Origin of the sequence: Marichromatium sp. AB31 (assembly GCF_003718685.1) — a bacterium.
In the GTDB taxonomy this organism is placed as follows: Bacteria; Pseudomonadota; Gammaproteobacteria; order Chromatiales; family Chromatiaceae; genus Marichromatium; species Marichromatium gracile.
Genome location: NZ_RHFI01000005.1, coordinates 102608 through 118250 on the forward strand (window position 1 = coordinate 102608; position 15643 = coordinate 118250).

Genomic DNA, 15643 nt, shown 5'->3' on the forward strand with positions numbered 1-15643 from the left:
CAGCCGGGGCGCCGCCCCGGCCCCGAACTCAGCCAGCGCCCTGCTGCATCCGCTCCAGGGCGCTGAGGATCGCCGCCGAGTCGAGCTCACCGCCGTCGGCGGCGAGCAGCGTCTCGAGATGGGCGGCGACCTGTGCGGCCAGCGGCAGCTCGAGCCCCTGCTCGCGCGCCCCCTCCTCGACCAGACGCATGTCCTTGCGGTGCAGCCGCGCCTTGAAGCCGGGCCGGTAGTCGCCATCGAGCATGCGCTGGCCGTGCAGCTCGAGCACCCGACTGGCGGCGAAGCCGCCGAGCAGCGCCTCGCGCACCCGCGCCGCGTCCACCCCCGAGGCACGCGCCAGCAGCAGCGCCTCGGCCACCGCGGCGATGGTGCCGCCGACCACCACCTGATTGCACGCCTTGCACACCTGTCCGGCGCCATGCTCGCCGATATGGACGATGTTGGTGCCCAGCACCTCGAACAGCGGGCGCACCCGCGCGAACACCTCCGGGTCGCCGCCGACCATGATCGACAGCCGCCCCTCGCGCGCGCCGACGTCGCCCCCCGAGACCGGGGCGTCGAGCATCGCCACCCCGCGCCCGGCCAGCCGCGCGGCGATGGCGCGGGTGGCCGAGGCCGAGATGGTGCTCATGTCGACCACCACGCTCCCCGGTCGCGCCCCCTCGATCACCCCGTCGGGGCCGAGCAGTACCTGCTCGACATCCTCGGTGTCGGAGACGATGGTGAACACCACGTCGACCGCGCGCGCCAGCGCCGCCGGGCTCGCACAGACCTCGACGCCGGCCTCGCGCAACGGCGCCAGCGCCGTCTCGCGACGCGCATACACCGCCAGCCGGTGACCGGCGCGCAACAGGTTCAGCGCCATCGGCGCACCCATCAGGCCGAGGCCGATGAATCCAATCCGCTCTGTCATCTCTCAGGGGTCTCCTCGGGGGGCGCCGGGTCGAGCAGCTCCAGCCAGTGCACCACCGCCACCGAGGCGCCGGCGGCGAGCTGGAGCTGGCAGCCGACGTTGGCGGTGGCGATGAGCGCGGGCCGGCCGCCCTCCAGGGCGCCGAGCTTGTTCTCCAGCAGGCGGCGCGAGAGCACCGGCTGGGTGATCGAATAGGTCCCGGCCGAACCGCAGCACAGGTGCGCCTCGGGCACCGCGGTGAGGGTGAAGCCGAGACGCTCGAGCACGCCCTCGACCACGCCGTCGAGCCGCAGCACGTGCTGTTGGCTGCAGGGCGCGTGATAGGCCACCCGCCGCCCGGCACCGGGCCGACCCAACGCGGTCAGGTCGGCGGCGGCGAGCACCTCGGCCGGGTCGCGGGCGAGCGCGGCGACCCGCGCCGCCCGCCCGGCATAGTCCGGGTCGTCGGCCAACGCCTCACCGTACTCGCGCACCATGCTCGCACAACCGCTGGCGGTCACCAGGATCGCCTCGCAGCCGGCCTCGATCTCCGGCCACCAGGCGTCGATCGCCCGGCGCATCCGCGCCCGCCCGCCGGCCTGATCGTCGAGATGATACGCCAGCGCACCGCAACAGACCGCCGCGGGCGCGCGCACCAGCTCGATGCCGAGACGCGCGAACACCCGCGCCGCGGCGGCGTTGGTGCGCGGGGTCGCGCCCCCCTGCACGCAACCATCGAGCACCAGCATCCGCCGCCCCAGGCCGCGCGAGGCCGGCGCCGCACCCGGCGCGACCCGCGGCGGGATCCGCGCGGCCAGTCGCGCCGGCAACAACGGGCGCGCCAGCCGCCCGAGGGCGAGCAGCGCGCGCACCCGCCCCGCCCCCGAGAGACCGAGGATCAGCGCCCGCCGCAACAGGCGCTGGCGCCAGGGGCGGCGCACCTGGGCAGCGACCAGACCGCGACCGATCTCGGCCAGACGCGCGTAGCGCACCCCGGAGGGACAGGTGCGCTCGCAGGCGCGACAGCCGAGACAGCGATCGAGGTGCTGCTGCACCACGGCGGTGGCCGGCGCACCCTCCATCACCCGCTTGATCTGGTAGATGCGCCCGCGCGGCCCGTCGAGCTCGTCGCCGAGCAGCTGATAGGTCGGACAGGTGGCGGTACAGAAGCCGCAGTGGACGCAGGCGCGAAGGATGGCGTCGGCCTCGCGACCGGCGGCGGTGTCGAGCAGCTCGGGGAGCAGATCGGTACGCATGCGGACTCCGGGTCAAGGCGGCGGCGCCCCGCTAGAACTCGGCATGGAAGCGCCCCGGATTGAGGATGCCGTGGGGATCGAAGGCCTGCTTGAGGTTGCGATGCAGGGCGAGCAGCGGCGGCGACAACGGGGTGAAGGGGGAGCGCATCGCCTCGCCGCCGCGGAAACAGGTCGCGTGCCCGCCGAGCCGCGCGGCCTCGGCGCGCACCACCTCCGCGGGGTGGGCCGCGCGCAGCCAGCGCTGCGCCCCACCCCACTCGATCAGCTGGGGGGCGTCGAGCGCCAGCGCCGGGGCGTGCGGCGGCAGCGAGAGCCGCCACAGCGGCGCGCCCGGCGCGGTGAAGAAGGGGTGGCGCTGCTCGCGGATCAGCGTGTCCCAGAAGTCCTCGGCCCGCTCCGGCTCGACGCGCTCGCCACCGATCCCGGCGGCGGCGGGCGCGAGCGCGCGCTCGGCTCCGGAGAGTCGCAGCCACAGCCGCTCGCCGTCGTGACAGCTCGCGCTCAACGGCAACGGCCGACGCGCCAGCGCGCGCAGCCGGGCGAGCGCCTCGTCACCGTCGCAGTCGAGCACCTGGGTGCGCACCGCCTCGGGGCGCGGCAGCACCTTGAGGCTGATGTCGAGAAGGATGCCGAGGGTGCCGAAGGCGCCGGTCATCAGCCGGGCGATGTCGTAACCGGCGACGTTCTTCATCACCGCGCCGCCGAAGCGCAGCACCTCGCCGCGCCCGGTGAGCACCCGCGCGCCGAGCACCAGATCGCGCGCCGCCCCGGCATGGGGGCGCGCCGGCCCTGAGAGGCCACAGGCGATGGTGCCGCCGAGGGTGGCGCCGGGGCCGAAGTGCGGCGGCTCGAAGGGGAGACACTGCCCGGCCTCGGCGAGCGCCGTCTCGATCTCACGCAGCGGGGTGCCGGCGCGGGCGGTGAGGGTGAGTTCGCGCGGCTGGTGGTCGAGGATGCCGCGATGCCCGGCGAGCGCGAGCGGACGGCCCGCGCAGCGCCGACCGAGAAAGTCCTTGGTGCCGCCGCCACGCAGACACAGCGGCGTGGTGGCGGCGATCGCCGCAGTCACGCTGGCGCACAGCTCGGCGGTCAGGTCCTGGCTCATCCGGGGGCCTCGCGCATCCCTGGTCGTCGTCGCGACGAGCGACGATGGGATCGGGCGCGTTGACCGCACCCGATCGACGATGCCCCCTTAGATCAGGCCGGATTCACCGATCGCAATGCCAGGCGGATGATCTCCTCGGAGGTCTTGGCGCCGTCGTCGGCGGCGCGCGCCATGCGCGTCGCATCGGCCGGACGGAAGCCGAGCGCGACCAGGGCGCTGACCGCATCGGCGAGCGCCTGGTCGGTACCGGGAGCGCTCTCGCTCGCAGCCCCGGCGAGGGCCGGGGTGAGGGTCGCCTCGAGCCGATCGCGCATCTCCACCACCAGGCGCTGGGCGGTCTTCTTGCCGATTCCGGGGAGTTTGGTGAGGGCGGCGACGTCCTCGTACTCGACACACTGGGCGAAGCGCGCCGCGTCCATCCCCGAGAGGATCGCCAGCGCCATCCGCGCGCCCACCCCGGTGACCTTGAGCAGGTTGCGAAACAGTGCACGGTCCGACTCGCGGATGAAGCCGTAGAGCACCTGGGCGTCCTCGCGCACCGCCAGATGGGTGATCAGGGTGACCGTCTCGCCCACCGCCGGCAGCTCGTAGAAGGTCGACATCGGCGCCTCGAGTTCATAGCCGACGCCACCGACGTCGAGCATCAGCCGAGGCGGCTGCTTGTGGACCAGCTGTCCACGCAAACGTCCGATCATGGGTTCAGGGTCTCCAGTCGCGCCAGGAGGCGGCCATGCGCTTGCGCCCGGGGATGCCCATCGAGTGGGCGTGACAGAGCGCGATGGCGAGCGCGTCGGCCTCGTCCTCGCCGGGCGGGGTGTCCATGGTCAGCAGGATCTGCACCATGTGCTGGACCTGCGACTTCTGCGCCCCGCCGGTGCCGACCACCGCCAGCTTGACCGACTTGGGGCTGTATTCGTGCACCGACAGCTCGCCGCGCAGCGCCGCGCACAGCGCCGCACCGCGCGCCTGACCGAGCTTGAGCGCGGCGCTGGGGTCACGGGCGAAGATCAGCTGCTCGACGGCCAGCTCGTGCGGACGGTGATCGAGCACCAGCTGCTCGACCTCGTCGAAGATCAGCCGCAGCCGGTCCGGCCAGGGGGCCTTGTCGACGCGGATACAGCCACTGGCCACGCGGCGGCTGTGATGACCGTCGGTGTCGATGATGCCGTAGCCGGTGAAGCGCGAGCCCGGATCGATACCGAGGATACGATGCGCCAGGCGTGGCGGGGCCGAGCGGGGGGCACGGGCCATCGCGTCAGCGCCCCCGGACGCGTGCCGGATCAGGCATCGAGCGCCGCCATGATCTCGTCGGCGATGTCGGCGTTGTGATAGACCTCCTGGACGTCGTCGAGGTCCTCGAGCGCGTCGATCATCTTCAACAGCTTCTCGGCGGTGTCGCGGTCGAGTTCGGCGGAGGTCGAGGCGTTGAAGGTGACCTCGGCGGCCTCGGTGTCGAAACCGGCGGCGATCAGCGCGTCCTTGACCTCGGAGAAGGCCTCGGGGGTGGTGATCACGTCGAGCGAGGTGTCGTCGTTGGTGACCACGTCATCGGCGCCGGCCTCGATCGCCGCCTCCATCACCGCATCCTCGTCGCTCCCGGGCTGGAAGCTGATGATCCCCTGCTTGGTGAACAGATAGGCCACCGAGCCGTCGGTGCCGAGGTTGCCGCCGTGCTTGGTGAAGGCGTGACGGACCTCGGAGGCGGTGCGGTTGCGGTTGTCGGACATGCAGTCGACCATCACCGCCACGCCGCCCGGGCCATAGCCCTCGTAGCGGATCTCCTCGTAGTTGTCGCCCTCGGTGCCGCCGGCGCCGCGCTTGATCGCACGCTCGACGGTGTCGCGCGGCATGTTGGCGCCGAAGGCCTTGTCCATCGCCAGACGCAGCCGCGGGTTGGCCGCCGGATCACCGCCCCCCTCACGCGCCGCGACCGTGACCTCGCGGATCAGTTTGGTCCAGATCTTGCCGCGACGCTTGTCCTGCGCGGCCTTGCGATGCTTGATATTGGCCCACTTACTATGACCTGCCATCGATTGGGTTGCTCCTGAAGCTGAATACTGGGCCGATATTCTAACATTCGGCGCCGATCGGACGTTAAGCGCCCCTCTGCGAGGCCCTGTTCGAGTGCCGCACGAAGAACGGGAATCACCCCGCCACACAGGCACGAATCGTGCACGATAAAACATTTTTGACTTAGCTATACTCGGACGCGCAACCAGCTGGCCGCGGCCAGCGCGGCGGGGTCATGCGCCTCCGCTCGAGACATGGCTCACGACCTTGCGGGGTCGAGGCCCTGACCCGTTGCTTGCCGACAAAGAGAGCGAGGGCAATCAGATCCTTGCCACAGGATGACGTGATGCACGCACGCCGGAATCAGACAGACGACCCTTCGTCGTTCTCCCCTGCCGGGTCATTCCCAGCCCACGCTCCCATGCCTCATGCCCGTCTCTCGCCAGACGTGCGACTCAACGCCAGGAAGGCCCCGCTCGTCACCGCAGCGGGTACACGTCATCTGCTGCCGGACGACTGACGCACCGTCCGAAGGATGCCGGACCGGGTCTCCCCGGCCATTCCCAACAACGATAACGACAGCGAGAACGAAGATGTCGGGTTCCAGATCCTCGATGCGCGGCTTCACCCTGGTGGAGATGTCGCTGGTGCTGGTGGTGATCGGGCTGATCCTCGGCGCCGTATCCATCGGGCGCGACATGCAGCGCAGCGCCGAGTACGTGAAGATCAAGCAGAAGTTCGTCGACCAGTGGGTCTCGGCCTACAACAACCACTACTCGCGCACCGGGGTGGTGGTCGGCGACGACCAGACCGCGCCGCGCTATATGGTCAATGGCGCCAACTACAACAGCGGCGCGACCTCGGGCTCGACGATCTCGGGCGGCGACATGTCGGGCGTCACCGCCCCCGGCGCCATCTGCGAGGGTGCGCGACCGACCACCCAGGCCGCGGCCGGCGCCGGACAGGCCGCCGACAGCAACGTCTCGCTGCACCAGCAGATGCTGCGCCACGGTATCCAGCTGCCCCCTGGCCGTGCCGAGGGCTTCGAGGATCGCTACGTCTATCTCGACACCAACGGCAACCCGCAGGAGATCCAGGTCTGCTTCCAGTGGAACCCGCCCGGTGCCGCCAGCGGCGAGCCCTCGGGCAACGTCATGGTGATCACCGGACTGACCCCGGACCTGGCGCGCGCGCTCGACCAGATGATCGACGGCAAGGCCGACGCCCGCGAAGGGGTGTTCCGCCAGGAGAACATCGGCGCACGCACTGACGGCTCGCGGGTACCGCAGAGCGAGTGGCAGGGCAACAACACCTTCGAGATCGCCGCCGCGAACCCCGACGGGGTCAGCGAGGGCGACCGCGAGGACGAGGATCAGGTGATGACCCTGGTCGCCCACTACAAGATGAACCAGTGACGCGTCCCGGCGTACCTCGGTGGAGTAACGCAATGCAGCAGCGCACCCCCGCCGCCCGTCGCGCACAGGGCGGCTTCACCCTGGTCGAGCTGACCGTGGTGCTGGTGGTCATCGGCATGATCCTCGGCGGCATCGCCATCTCCAAGGACATCGTCCGCGAGGCCCAGTCGAAACGCATCTTCCAGTTCGTCAGCGGCTGGAAGCGCGCCTACGACATCCACTTCCAGCGCACCGGCGTGGTGGTCGGCGACAGCCAGATCGCCCCGACCTACATGGTCAGCGGCGCCGACGCCCGGCTCAACAACCGCTACGGCCAGGTCGCCGGTATCCCCGCCAACTACAGCCGCACCGGCCAGCGGCTGTGTCATGGGCAGGGCTACCCGGCCAACTCGGTCGGGCTCGGCGACCCCGCCGCACTCTCCGAGCAGAACCTCCACCACCTGATGGAGCGCGCCGGCATCGCCATGCCGGCCGGACGCGCCGAGGGGCAGGAGGATCGTTATCTCTACACCGACAGCAACGGCAACCCGGTGGAGCTGCAGATCTGCTTCCAGTGGAACCCCGACACCACCGCCAGCGGCTCGGGCAACGTGATGGTGCTGCGCGGGCTCACCCCGGATCTGGCGCGCAGCCTCGACCAGATGATCGACGGCGCGCCGGACGCGCGCGAGGGCCGCTTCCGCGAGCAGACCACCCTGAGCAACCATGCCCAGACCAATGTCCGCGAGCCCGGCTACGAATGGGGCGGCAACAACACCTTCCGTCGTGACAGCGGCCTCAACGCCACCGCCGAGGACATCGGCGAGAACCGTGACGAGGATGCGGTGATGCTGCTGACCGCGCACTGGCGGATGGACCAATGATCCGCGGCTCGATCAACGGCACCACCCAGGCCGCCTTCACCCTCGGCGCGGCCCTGCTGCTGGCAGCCGGCTCCTGGTACGCGAGCGACGCCCAGCAGCGACTGCAACAGGCCAGATACGATTACCAGAGCGCAAGCCAGACACTCTCCAGCGCCGCCGGCGGACTGGCCACGCTGGAGCGCTGGACGCAGGCGGCTGCCGGCTTCGAGCGCTGGCGCCCGATGATCGAGGCGCAGTCACTGCGCCGCGCCGACTGGAGCGAGCGCCAGTTGCGGGTAGAGAGCCGGATGCTCTCACGCCAGCAGGTCGACGCCTATCTGCTGAGCACCGCGCCCGACGCCGACGGCTTCTTCATCACCGACGCGCTGAGTATCCGCGCCAATGGTGGCGAGCCGGGGCTGTTCACCCAGGATCAGGACGACGACGGCCCCCAGGCGCTGCAGTTCACCCTGCTCGGCACCTACTACTCCCGCTAACCCCGACCAGGAGTCCGCCGTCATCAACTGGACCAAGGCAATCGATCTCGGTGGCCGCGCACTGCGCATCGCCGGCGATCGGGCACAGCCACTCGACCTCGACGCCCCGCCGACCGCCCCGCTGTGGCTGCTCACCGACTACCAGGGCGCCGCCTTCGGGGTGATGCTGGTCAACAGCCGGGTCGCCGACATCGCACCGATCATCGAGAAGCGCCTGCGAGATCAAGGCGAGATCGACGCCTATTCGCGGGTGATCGTCCATCAGCGCACCCGTCTGCGCGATGCCTACCGGGTGTTCTACACCGTGGTGCCGCTCGATGTCTGGACCCGCTACCAGAAGCGTGTCAAGACCAGCGACCAGCATCAGGTGCTGATCCCGCTGGGCGCGGCGATGCTCGCCTGGGCGCTGAGACGCGGGCGCGCGAGCCATCTGCTGGTGCTGCTCCAGCCCGACGACATCAGCTTCATGGTGGTGATCGACAAACAGGTGATGCTCGCCGAGCGCATGCCGGTGCTCGCCGGCTCCGACCCGACCCTGGTCGCCGAGCGGCTCTATCGCCAGCTCAACGACCAGGGCTTCGGTCGCGCCTATCCGCTGCCTCCCCACGCCACCCTGATCGGTCACGGCGAATTCACCGAGGAGACCGGGACGCGGCTGCTCGACGCGCTGCAGCGACGCTTCCCGGGGATGGACTGGGGCCGCCTGGGCGCCGCCTGCACCATCGATCACGACCCCGACTTCCAGAGCGCGCTGCCGGCGCTGCTCGAGACCAGCAGCGAGGCGATCGCCGATGCCACCCCGGCGCAGCGCGCGCAACTGTTGCTGCTGTCGCTGCTGCCGTGGATGGGGCTGAGCTTCCTGGTGCTGGCCGCGGCGCTCGCCTGGCAGGGGACGCGCTGGAGCGAACAGGCGCGGACGCTCGAGCAACGGCTCGCCGAGCAGCGCATCGCCGTCGCCGACCTCGACGAGGTCGAGGCGCGACTGCAGCGCACCCACCAGGGCTCGATCGCCACCGCCGAGCAGGCCGCCGACGTGCTCGCGCTGCTCGAGCTGCAGTCGCTGCGCGATCGCGTCCCGCCGCTGCCGCGGCTGGTCCGCGATGTCCAGCGCAGCCTCCCCGAGGGGCTGGCACTGCAGGAGCTCTCGGTGGTGGTCGAGGACGGCGTGGCGATGGTGGTGCTCACCGGAAGCAGCGCGGCCTTCTACCCGACCATGGAGAAGGAGCGTCACCTGGTCGAGGCGCTCGGCCAGCGTGGCTATCGGGTCGTCGACCAGACGATCCAGGCCGGCAACAGCGGCGAGAACACCTTCAGCCTCGCCGCGATCTGGCGCGGCGCGCGCGGAGAGGACAGCGACGACACGCCGGCGACAACGGGGGCACGACCATGAACAAGCCCACCACCCGAGTCTTCATCGGGCTGATCGGCGCCGCGCTGGTGGCGGCGATCGTGCCGCACCTCGACCACTCGCGCCAGGCGTTCATCCAGCGCGGCTCGGCGCAGCAGCTCGCGCGCATGGAGCGTGAACTCGCCGCACACCTGCGACTGCTCGAGCAACTCGAGGCGCGGCTCGCCGCAACCGGCCTGACCCCGCCCCCGGCGGCGACCACGCAAGCCCTGCTGGCGAGCCCGGGGTCGCGATCGCAGCCCCCGGCGCCACGGCTCGGCGACAGCGCCACCCTCGCCGCCGCGGGCACCAGCGAGCGCTCCAGGCTACTGACGAGCGAGACCACCGCACGCCCCGCCAGCCGCACCATGACGCCGCCACTGCCCGAGGATGTCGAGCCCTGGTGGCTGGACTACGAGGTCGGGCTGATCTACGCCGCGCGACACAACAGCCATGCACTGGTCAATGGCCGGCTGCTCGCCCCGGGCGAGGCGGTCGACGCGCGGGTGCGGCTCGTCGCCATCGAGTCGGCGGTGGTGTGGCTCGATCGCGACGGCCAGCGCCGGCGCATCGAGCTGCGCCTGGCCGAGGAGATGCTGACCCGCCCGGCGATCGCGCCGGACGCGGAGGTGCGATGATCGACCGGCCACCGCGCCGCCCGATCCGGGGGCGCGCATGAACAGTACCTATCAGTGGTCCCGACTGGCACTGGCGATCGTGCTCGGTGTGGCCACCGGCCTCGCGCTGTGGTGGATCTTCACCCCACCGCGCGACCTCGAGGCGCTCGAGGCGCTCCATCGCGCACCGCCACCGGCAATCGCGGTGGTGCCGCCGCGCGCGCCCGAGACGGTGGTGAGGCGGATCCCCGAACCACCCCCGCCGCCACCCCTGCCCGAGGACGCGCCGCCGCAGCTCGAGGCGCTGATGGCGCGCTATCGCGCGCTCAGCGACGCCGGGCGCCAGGCACAGCAGACCCAGCAACAGGCGGCCAGTCTCGCGGCCGACCCGGCGATCGGACAGCCGAGCACGACGACGAGCACACCGCCTGCCGCCGCGCGCCCCGCAACGCCGGACGATGACACCGAGACACGGGTGGCGAGGCTGCGCGACGAACTCATCGCCTACAGTCAGCGCGGACTCTCGGGCGAGCCCCCGGCGCTCGGCGAGCTCGCCGGGATGATCGAGGCGCTCGACGACGGTCTGCGCGAGCGGGGGCGCGACAGCGTGCTCGACCTCGCGGCGCTGGCCGGGATACTGCGCACCTCCGAGCGCATGGTCGAGCTCAACGGACTGATCCAACGCGAGGCGGCCCGCGGCGAGCAGGCCGACATCGCGCGGCTGCGCCAGTACACCAGCGAGCTCGAATCCCTGGCCCCACAGCTCAACCGCCCGGTGGTCGATCTCTCCTCGCTACGGAGCCGGGACCATGACTAGCCCGCACCGCAACCGCGGTCTCTCCACCCTGGAGATGGCCTTCGTGCTGGTGATCACCGGTCTGCTGGTGGCGATCAGCGTCGGGCGCGCCTCGCTGCCGAGCTATCCGCGCGACGGCAGCGACGCCCAGGCGCTCGCCGCGCTGCAGCGCGAGGTCTTCGACGCCGTGCTTGAATACGCGCGGCGCTATCACCGCCTGCCCTGCGCCGATGGCAACATCGGCGCAGGGCTCGACCCCGACGGGCGCGAGGGCGCGGGCGAGCTCGGTTGCGGCGACGTCTCCGCCAACCGGCTCGGCCATGTCCCCTTCCGCACCCTCGGGCTGGATGCCCCCAGCGCCGATGAGACCCGGCTCTACACCCGACTGCGTTACGCCGTCTATCGCAGTGGCGCGGTCGACCTGACCAGCGCCCAGCCGCCGTCGTGGCAACAGGACGCCGCCCCGCGCATGCTCCCCGGCGACGGCCCCTATGCCGGACGCGGCGCCTTCCTGCGCGCACTGCGCCTCGCCGCCGCCCAGCCGCGCGACGACACCAACCCCTACCTGACCGGTGACGACGGCCCGCTGGGCACGCTCGACTGTGTCGGCAACAAGCGGCCCAACGTCGCCTTCCTGGTGCTCAGCGCCGGGACGCGCGACGCCGACCTCGACGGTGATCTGTTCGACGGCCCGCACACCCCGCTGACCATCAACTCGCGCTGCTTCGCCGCCCCCGGCACCCCGACGACCGAACACTATGACGACACCGTGATCGCGATCGGCTTCGACCGGCTGGCCGGCGAGCTGCTGACGGTGGGGCGTCGCTGACCCGGTCCAAGAGACCCCGCAACGAATCGTTCTGCCCTGGAAAACCATGCACATGATCAACAACACGGCGCCCCTGATCGCCCTCGCGCTCATCCTCCTCACCGGCTGCTCCGGGCCGGCCAAGGTCGACCTCGACCGCACCGTCGACATCGACGAGGAGTCCCAGCGCGCGCTGCAGGAGCGCCTGGTGGCCGAGTCGCGCAAGCTCAGCACCTTGCAGCGTGCGCTGCAGGAGCGGGTCGAGGAGCGCTCGGTCGCCCCGCCGCCGCAACCGATCGCACCGCGCTACAACCCGCTCGACGCCATCCGCGTGACCCTGGTGGTCGAGGACACCGACGCGCGCAGCATCCTCCAGGCGGTGGCGCGCCAGGCCGAGCTCAGCCTGGCGCTGCCCGACTCGCTCGGCAGCCAGCCGCGCTATCTCACCCTGGAGCTGCGCGACATGCCCGCCTCCAAGGTGCTGCAGGTGGTGCTCGACAAGATCGACATGTCGGCGCGGGTCAACGACCGCTTGATCGAGGTCTACGAGCACGAGAGCCGGGTGTTCCACCTCGGCTTCCTGCAGACCGTCTCGACGGCCAGCTTCAACGCCGGCGGCGACGTCTTCGGCGCCAGCGCCATGAACGACATCGGCAGCAGCAGCAACAGCGGCAGCAGCGGCTCCTCGGGGATCACCAGCAGCTTCCAGCTCGACGGGCGCAATACCAACACCGCCGACCCCTACGACCAGATCGAGGCGATGCTCGGGGTGATCCTCGGCACCACCCCCGGCGTCGTCGACCCGGCCACCGCCCAGGGGTCGAACTACACCCTCAACCGCAACACCGGGGTGCTCTTCGTCCGCGCCCGCCCCTCACAGCTCGAGGCCATCGACGACCTGATCTCGCGCTACAAGCGGGTGATGCAGCGTCAGGTGCTGATCGAGGCGCAGCTGATCGATGTCGAACTCAGCGACAAGTTCCGCTTCGGCGTCAACTGGTCGCAGCTCGAGAGCAACATCGCCGCGCTCTACGGCCCCGAGGCCATCGGGCTCGGCTCGATCGACTCGGCCCTGCCCAACGAGGGCGGCATCGGACGCGCCATCACCATCCCCGGCACCAGCATCGGCGACAGCGGCAACCCGGGGCTGGGACTGGTCGCCGGCAACGACAACTACAGCGTCGCGGTCAACCTGCTGCGCACCTTCGGCAACGTCCACGTGCTCTCCAACCCCTCGCTGCGGGTCAAGAACACCCAGCCGGCGCTGGTCAGCGTCGGCAGCAACTCGAGCTTCCTCAAGGAGGTCTCGCGCACCTCGCTGGGCACCGCCGACAACCCCGAGAGCACCTGGGAGACCAAGACCGGCAACGTCTTCGACGGCGTACTGCTCGGGGTCATCCCCTTCATCGCCGACGACGGCACCATCAGCCTGGTGATCAACCCGATGCAGACCCAGGTCGAGCCGGGCAGCACCGACCCCGTCGACATCGGCAACGACCAGTCGATCTCGCTGCCCAAGGTCAGCTTCAAGGGCATGACCACCTCGCTGAACATGCGCGACGGCGATCTGGTGATCCTCGGCGGCATGATCAGCGAGACCGGCAGCCGCTCGAAGGACGGCATCCCGCCGTTCACCGAGATCCCCGGGGTCGAGTATCTGTTCGGCGGGCGCGGTCACTCCACCACCGCCCGCGAGCTGGTCATCGCGCTGCGCGTCACCCTGCTGTGAGCCTGATCTTCACCAGTCTGCGCGCACGCGAGGCCCCGCACCTGAGCGCCCTGGGCGATACCGCACGGCGCCGACACGGCTGGCCGCTCGGCATCGCCGGCGGAGCGCTGGTCGGCGCCGGCGTACTGCTGTGGCCACTGGCCGGCAGCCAACCGACAGGCCCCGAGCCACCGCCGTCACTGGCGATCGCGACCCCGGCGCCGGCACCGTCGACGGAGACGCGCGCGCCGCGCGGACCGTCCCCCGCCCCCCTGGCGGCGCCCGAGCAGACGCCGGCGATCGACCCCGTGCCGACGCCGGACAGCGGGACGATCGAGTCACCGCTGTTCGACGCGCCCGATCCGGCGCTGCTGGCGATGCGCCAGATCGCCGCCGACTTCGCGCGCGCCTGCGCGGCCGATCGGCTCGACGAGGCCGACCAGCTGCTCGCCCAGGCCGAGGCGATGATCGGCCCGGACAGCCTGGCGGTGGTGCGCATGCGCGCCTTCCTGCAGCTGCGCCGCGGCGAGCTGGAGGCCGCGCGTCAGGCCTACCAGGAGGTGCTCGGCTACGACGCCGACGACCTCGAGGCCAACCTCAACCTCGCCGCCATCGACTGGCGCGAGGGCGCGCTCGCCGAGGCGAGACAGCGGGTCGCGCGTCTCTACAGCCGCCACCCGAACAACCCCGATGTCAGACAGCACCACGATGCCTACAGCCACTGAGCGCGATACCGTCCCCGGCGGCGCGCCGCCCTATCTCGACGAGCTGGGACTGAGTCGCGACCCCTTCCCGGTGACGCCGACCGAGACCCGCTTCTTCCCCAGCCGGCGGACCTATCAGGGCTATCGCGAGCTGCTGCACCTGATCGAGCGACGCAAGGGCTTCATGCTGGTCACCGGCGAGGTCGGGATCGGCAAGACCACGCTGATGCGGCGGCTGATGCGCGAGCTCGAGGCCGCCGGCGAGCGGGTCGCGCTGATCCTCCACGGCGTCCCCCAGGAGCGCGAGCTGATCGCCGCGATCCACCGCGGCTTCGGGCTCGCCGAGCTGCCGCCGCCGCAGCTCGGTATCCAGCCCTACTTCGAGGCCCTGCACCACTTCTTCCGCGCCGAGCAGGCGGCCGGGCGCAACTGCGTGCTGATCCTCGACGACGCCCAGAACCTCGACGCCGCGACCCTCGAGCTGGTGCGCCAGCTCTCCAACCTCGAGACCAGCGACACCAAGCTGGTGCAGGTGGTACTGGTCGCCCAGCCCGAGATCCTCGGCCTGCTCGGACGCTTCGAGATGCGACCGCTCAACAGCCGCATCACCCTGCACGTCCATCTCGCCCCGCTCAGCCGCGCCGAGACCCGGGGCTATGTGCTCAATCGGCTCGATCAGGCCGGCGCGGCCCAGCGCATCGGTCTCGATCGCGCGGCGCTGCGCCTGCTGCACCGGGCCAGCGGTGGTCTGCCCAGACGCATCAACCTGATCATGGATCGCTGTCTCTACGGTCTGCTCCACCAGCCGCGTCTGCGCATCGACCAACGACTGATGCGGCTGGCCGTCGCCGAGGCCGATACCGGGCTGCGGACCCTGCCGACGCGCACCACCAGCGCGCCGCGCTGGCGTCTCGCGCTGCTGCTGACACTGCTGCTCGCCGCGCTCGTCAGCCTCGGCTGGAGCCGTCAGCAACAACTCCGTCCCTGGCTGGAGACACAGCTCGCGGCGCTCGGCGCGCACCAGCCCAGCGCAGACACCGAGGCGACGGCGCAACAGAGCGCCACGACCGACGCGAGACCGACGGCCGACGCCGACGCCGACGCCGACGCCCCAATGAGCATGCGCGAACCTCCGACCAGCCCCGCCGACAGCGGCGCACCGCCGAGCGCGCCCGCCGGCGCCGGCGCGACGGGCGCCGACCTCGCGACCCTGATGGCCGCCTACCCGAGGCTGTTCGGTCTCGACGACGGCGCCACCGATGAGCCTGACGACGGGGCGATGTGGGTCGCCTGGCGCAGCCGCGAGACGATCACCGAGAACTGTCAGGGACGGCCCGCGCTCGATCTCGGCGAGGGCGAGCGGCTGTCCTTCTATCGCACCGCGATTGCCGCCACCCAGCCGACCTTCGGCGAGCGCTCGCACGCCGCGCGCCTGCTCCAGGAGCGGCTCGCCGCGCTCGGCCACCTCGCGCCCGACGCCGTCGACGGCATCATGGGCAGCTCGACCCTGGCGGCGCTGCGCGCCTTCCAGTCCGCGCAGGGCCTGGCCGCGAGCGGGGTGGTCGATCCGCCGACCCGGTACCGGCTGAGCTGTCCCTCACCCTGA

16 protein-coding genes are annotated in these 15643 nt (G+C 71.2%); 10 read left to right on the forward strand and 6 right to left on the reverse strand.

Going from position 1 to position 15643, the window contains the following annotated elements:
* Window positions 1-28 precede the first annotated feature (28 nt).
* The 6 genes from EBL84_RS05980 to EBL84_RS06005 form a co-directional block, all read right to left on the reverse strand.
* Window positions 29-913, reverse strand: a complete 885-nt coding sequence (locus EBL84_RS05980) for an NAD(P)-dependent oxidoreductase (protein ID WP_123139982.1) — start codon at window positions 911-913, stop codon at window positions 29-31.
* Complete coding sequence (gene glcF, locus EBL84_RS05985) at window positions 910-2148, reverse strand: glycolate oxidase subunit GlcF (RefSeq protein ID WP_123139983.1); 1239 nt, start codon at window positions 2146-2148, stop codon at window positions 910-912. Before glcF ends, EBL84_RS05980 begins: the two co-directional genes overlap by 4 nt.
* Window positions 2149-2179: 31 nt before the next feature.
* The gene (gene glcE, locus EBL84_RS05990) at window positions 2180-3253 is read right to left on the reverse strand and encodes a glycolate oxidase subunit GlcE (RefSeq protein ID WP_123139984.1); all 1074 of its coding nucleotides are present in this window, start codon (window positions 3251-3253) and stop codon (window positions 2180-2182) included.
* Window positions 3254-3345: 92 nt separating this feature from the next.
* Complete coding sequence (gene ruvA / locus EBL84_RS05995; protein ID WP_123139985.1) at window positions 3346-3948, reverse strand: Holliday junction branch migration protein RuvA; 603 nt, start codon at window positions 3946-3948, stop codon at window positions 3346-3348.
* A 4-nt stretch (window positions 3949-3952) separates the two neighbouring features.
* On the reverse strand, window positions 3953-4504 hold the full coding sequence (gene ruvC / locus EBL84_RS06000) for a crossover junction endodeoxyribonuclease RuvC (RefSeq protein WP_123139986.1): 552 nt from the start codon (window positions 4502-4504) through the stop codon (window positions 3953-3955).
* A 29-nt stretch (window positions 4505-4533) separates the two neighbouring features.
* The gene (locus EBL84_RS06005) at window positions 4534-5283 is read right to left on the reverse strand and encodes a YebC/PmpR family DNA-binding transcriptional regulator (RefSeq protein ID WP_123139987.1); all 750 of its coding nucleotides are present in this window, start codon (window positions 5281-5283) and stop codon (window positions 4534-4536) included.
* Window positions 5284-5856: 573 nt separating this feature from the next.
* Here EBL84_RS06005 and EBL84_RS06010 point away from each other — a divergent pair.
* The 10 genes from EBL84_RS06010 to EBL84_RS06055 are packed head-to-tail and all read left to right on the forward strand — an operon-like array spanning window position 5857 to window position 15643.
* Window positions 5857-6678, forward strand: coding sequence for a type II secretion system protein (locus EBL84_RS06010; protein WP_123139988.1), 822 nt, complete (start codon window positions 5857-5859; stop codon window positions 6676-6678).
* 32 nt (window positions 6679-6710) lie between these two features.
* Entirely contained in the window at window positions 6711-7541 is an 831-nt protein-coding gene (locus EBL84_RS06015) for a prepilin-type N-terminal cleavage/methylation domain-containing protein (RefSeq protein WP_123139989.1), read from the forward strand.
* Window positions 7538-8017, forward strand: a complete 480-nt coding sequence (locus tag EBL84_RS06020; protein ID WP_123139990.1) for a hypothetical protein — start codon at window positions 7538-7540, stop codon at window positions 8015-8017. Before EBL84_RS06015 ends, EBL84_RS06020 begins: the two co-directional genes overlap by 4 nt.
* The gene (locus EBL84_RS06025) at window positions 7923-9407 is read left to right on the forward strand and encodes a hypothetical protein (RefSeq protein WP_148040269.1); all 1485 of its coding nucleotides are present in this window, start codon (window positions 7923-7925) and stop codon (window positions 9405-9407) included. The genes EBL84_RS06020 and EBL84_RS06025 overlap by 95 nt, the downstream gene beginning before the upstream one ends.
* Entirely contained in the window at window positions 9404-10042 is a 639-nt protein-coding gene (locus EBL84_RS06030) for a hypothetical protein (RefSeq protein WP_123139992.1), read from the forward strand. The genes EBL84_RS06025 and EBL84_RS06030 overlap by 4 nt, the downstream gene beginning before the upstream one ends.
* 37 nt (window positions 10043-10079) lie before the next feature.
* Window positions 10080-10838, forward strand: coding sequence for a hypothetical protein (locus tag EBL84_RS06035; protein WP_123139993.1), 759 nt, complete (start codon window positions 10080-10082; stop codon window positions 10836-10838).
* On the forward strand, window positions 10831-11646 hold the full coding sequence (locus tag EBL84_RS06040) for a Tfp pilus assembly protein FimT/FimU (protein WP_132228610.1): 816 nt from the start codon (window positions 10831-10833) through the stop codon (window positions 11644-11646). The genes EBL84_RS06035 and EBL84_RS06040 overlap by 8 nt, the downstream gene beginning before the upstream one ends.
* Window positions 11647-11698: 52 nt before the next feature.
* Window positions 11699-13354, forward strand: coding sequence for a pilus (MSHA type) biogenesis protein MshL (mshL, locus tag EBL84_RS06045; RefSeq protein WP_190287895.1), 1656 nt, complete (start codon window positions 11699-11701; stop codon window positions 13352-13354).
* Complete coding sequence (locus EBL84_RS06050; protein ID WP_123139996.1) at window positions 13351-14058, forward strand: tetratricopeptide repeat protein; 708 nt, start codon at window positions 13351-13353, stop codon at window positions 14056-14058. Before mshL ends, EBL84_RS06050 begins: the two co-directional genes overlap by 4 nt.
* A complete protein-coding gene (locus EBL84_RS06055; protein WP_190287896.1) occupies window positions 14042-15643 on the forward strand; it encodes an ExeA family protein in 1602 nt (533 codons plus the stop codon). The genes EBL84_RS06050 and EBL84_RS06055 overlap by 17 nt, the downstream gene beginning before the upstream one ends.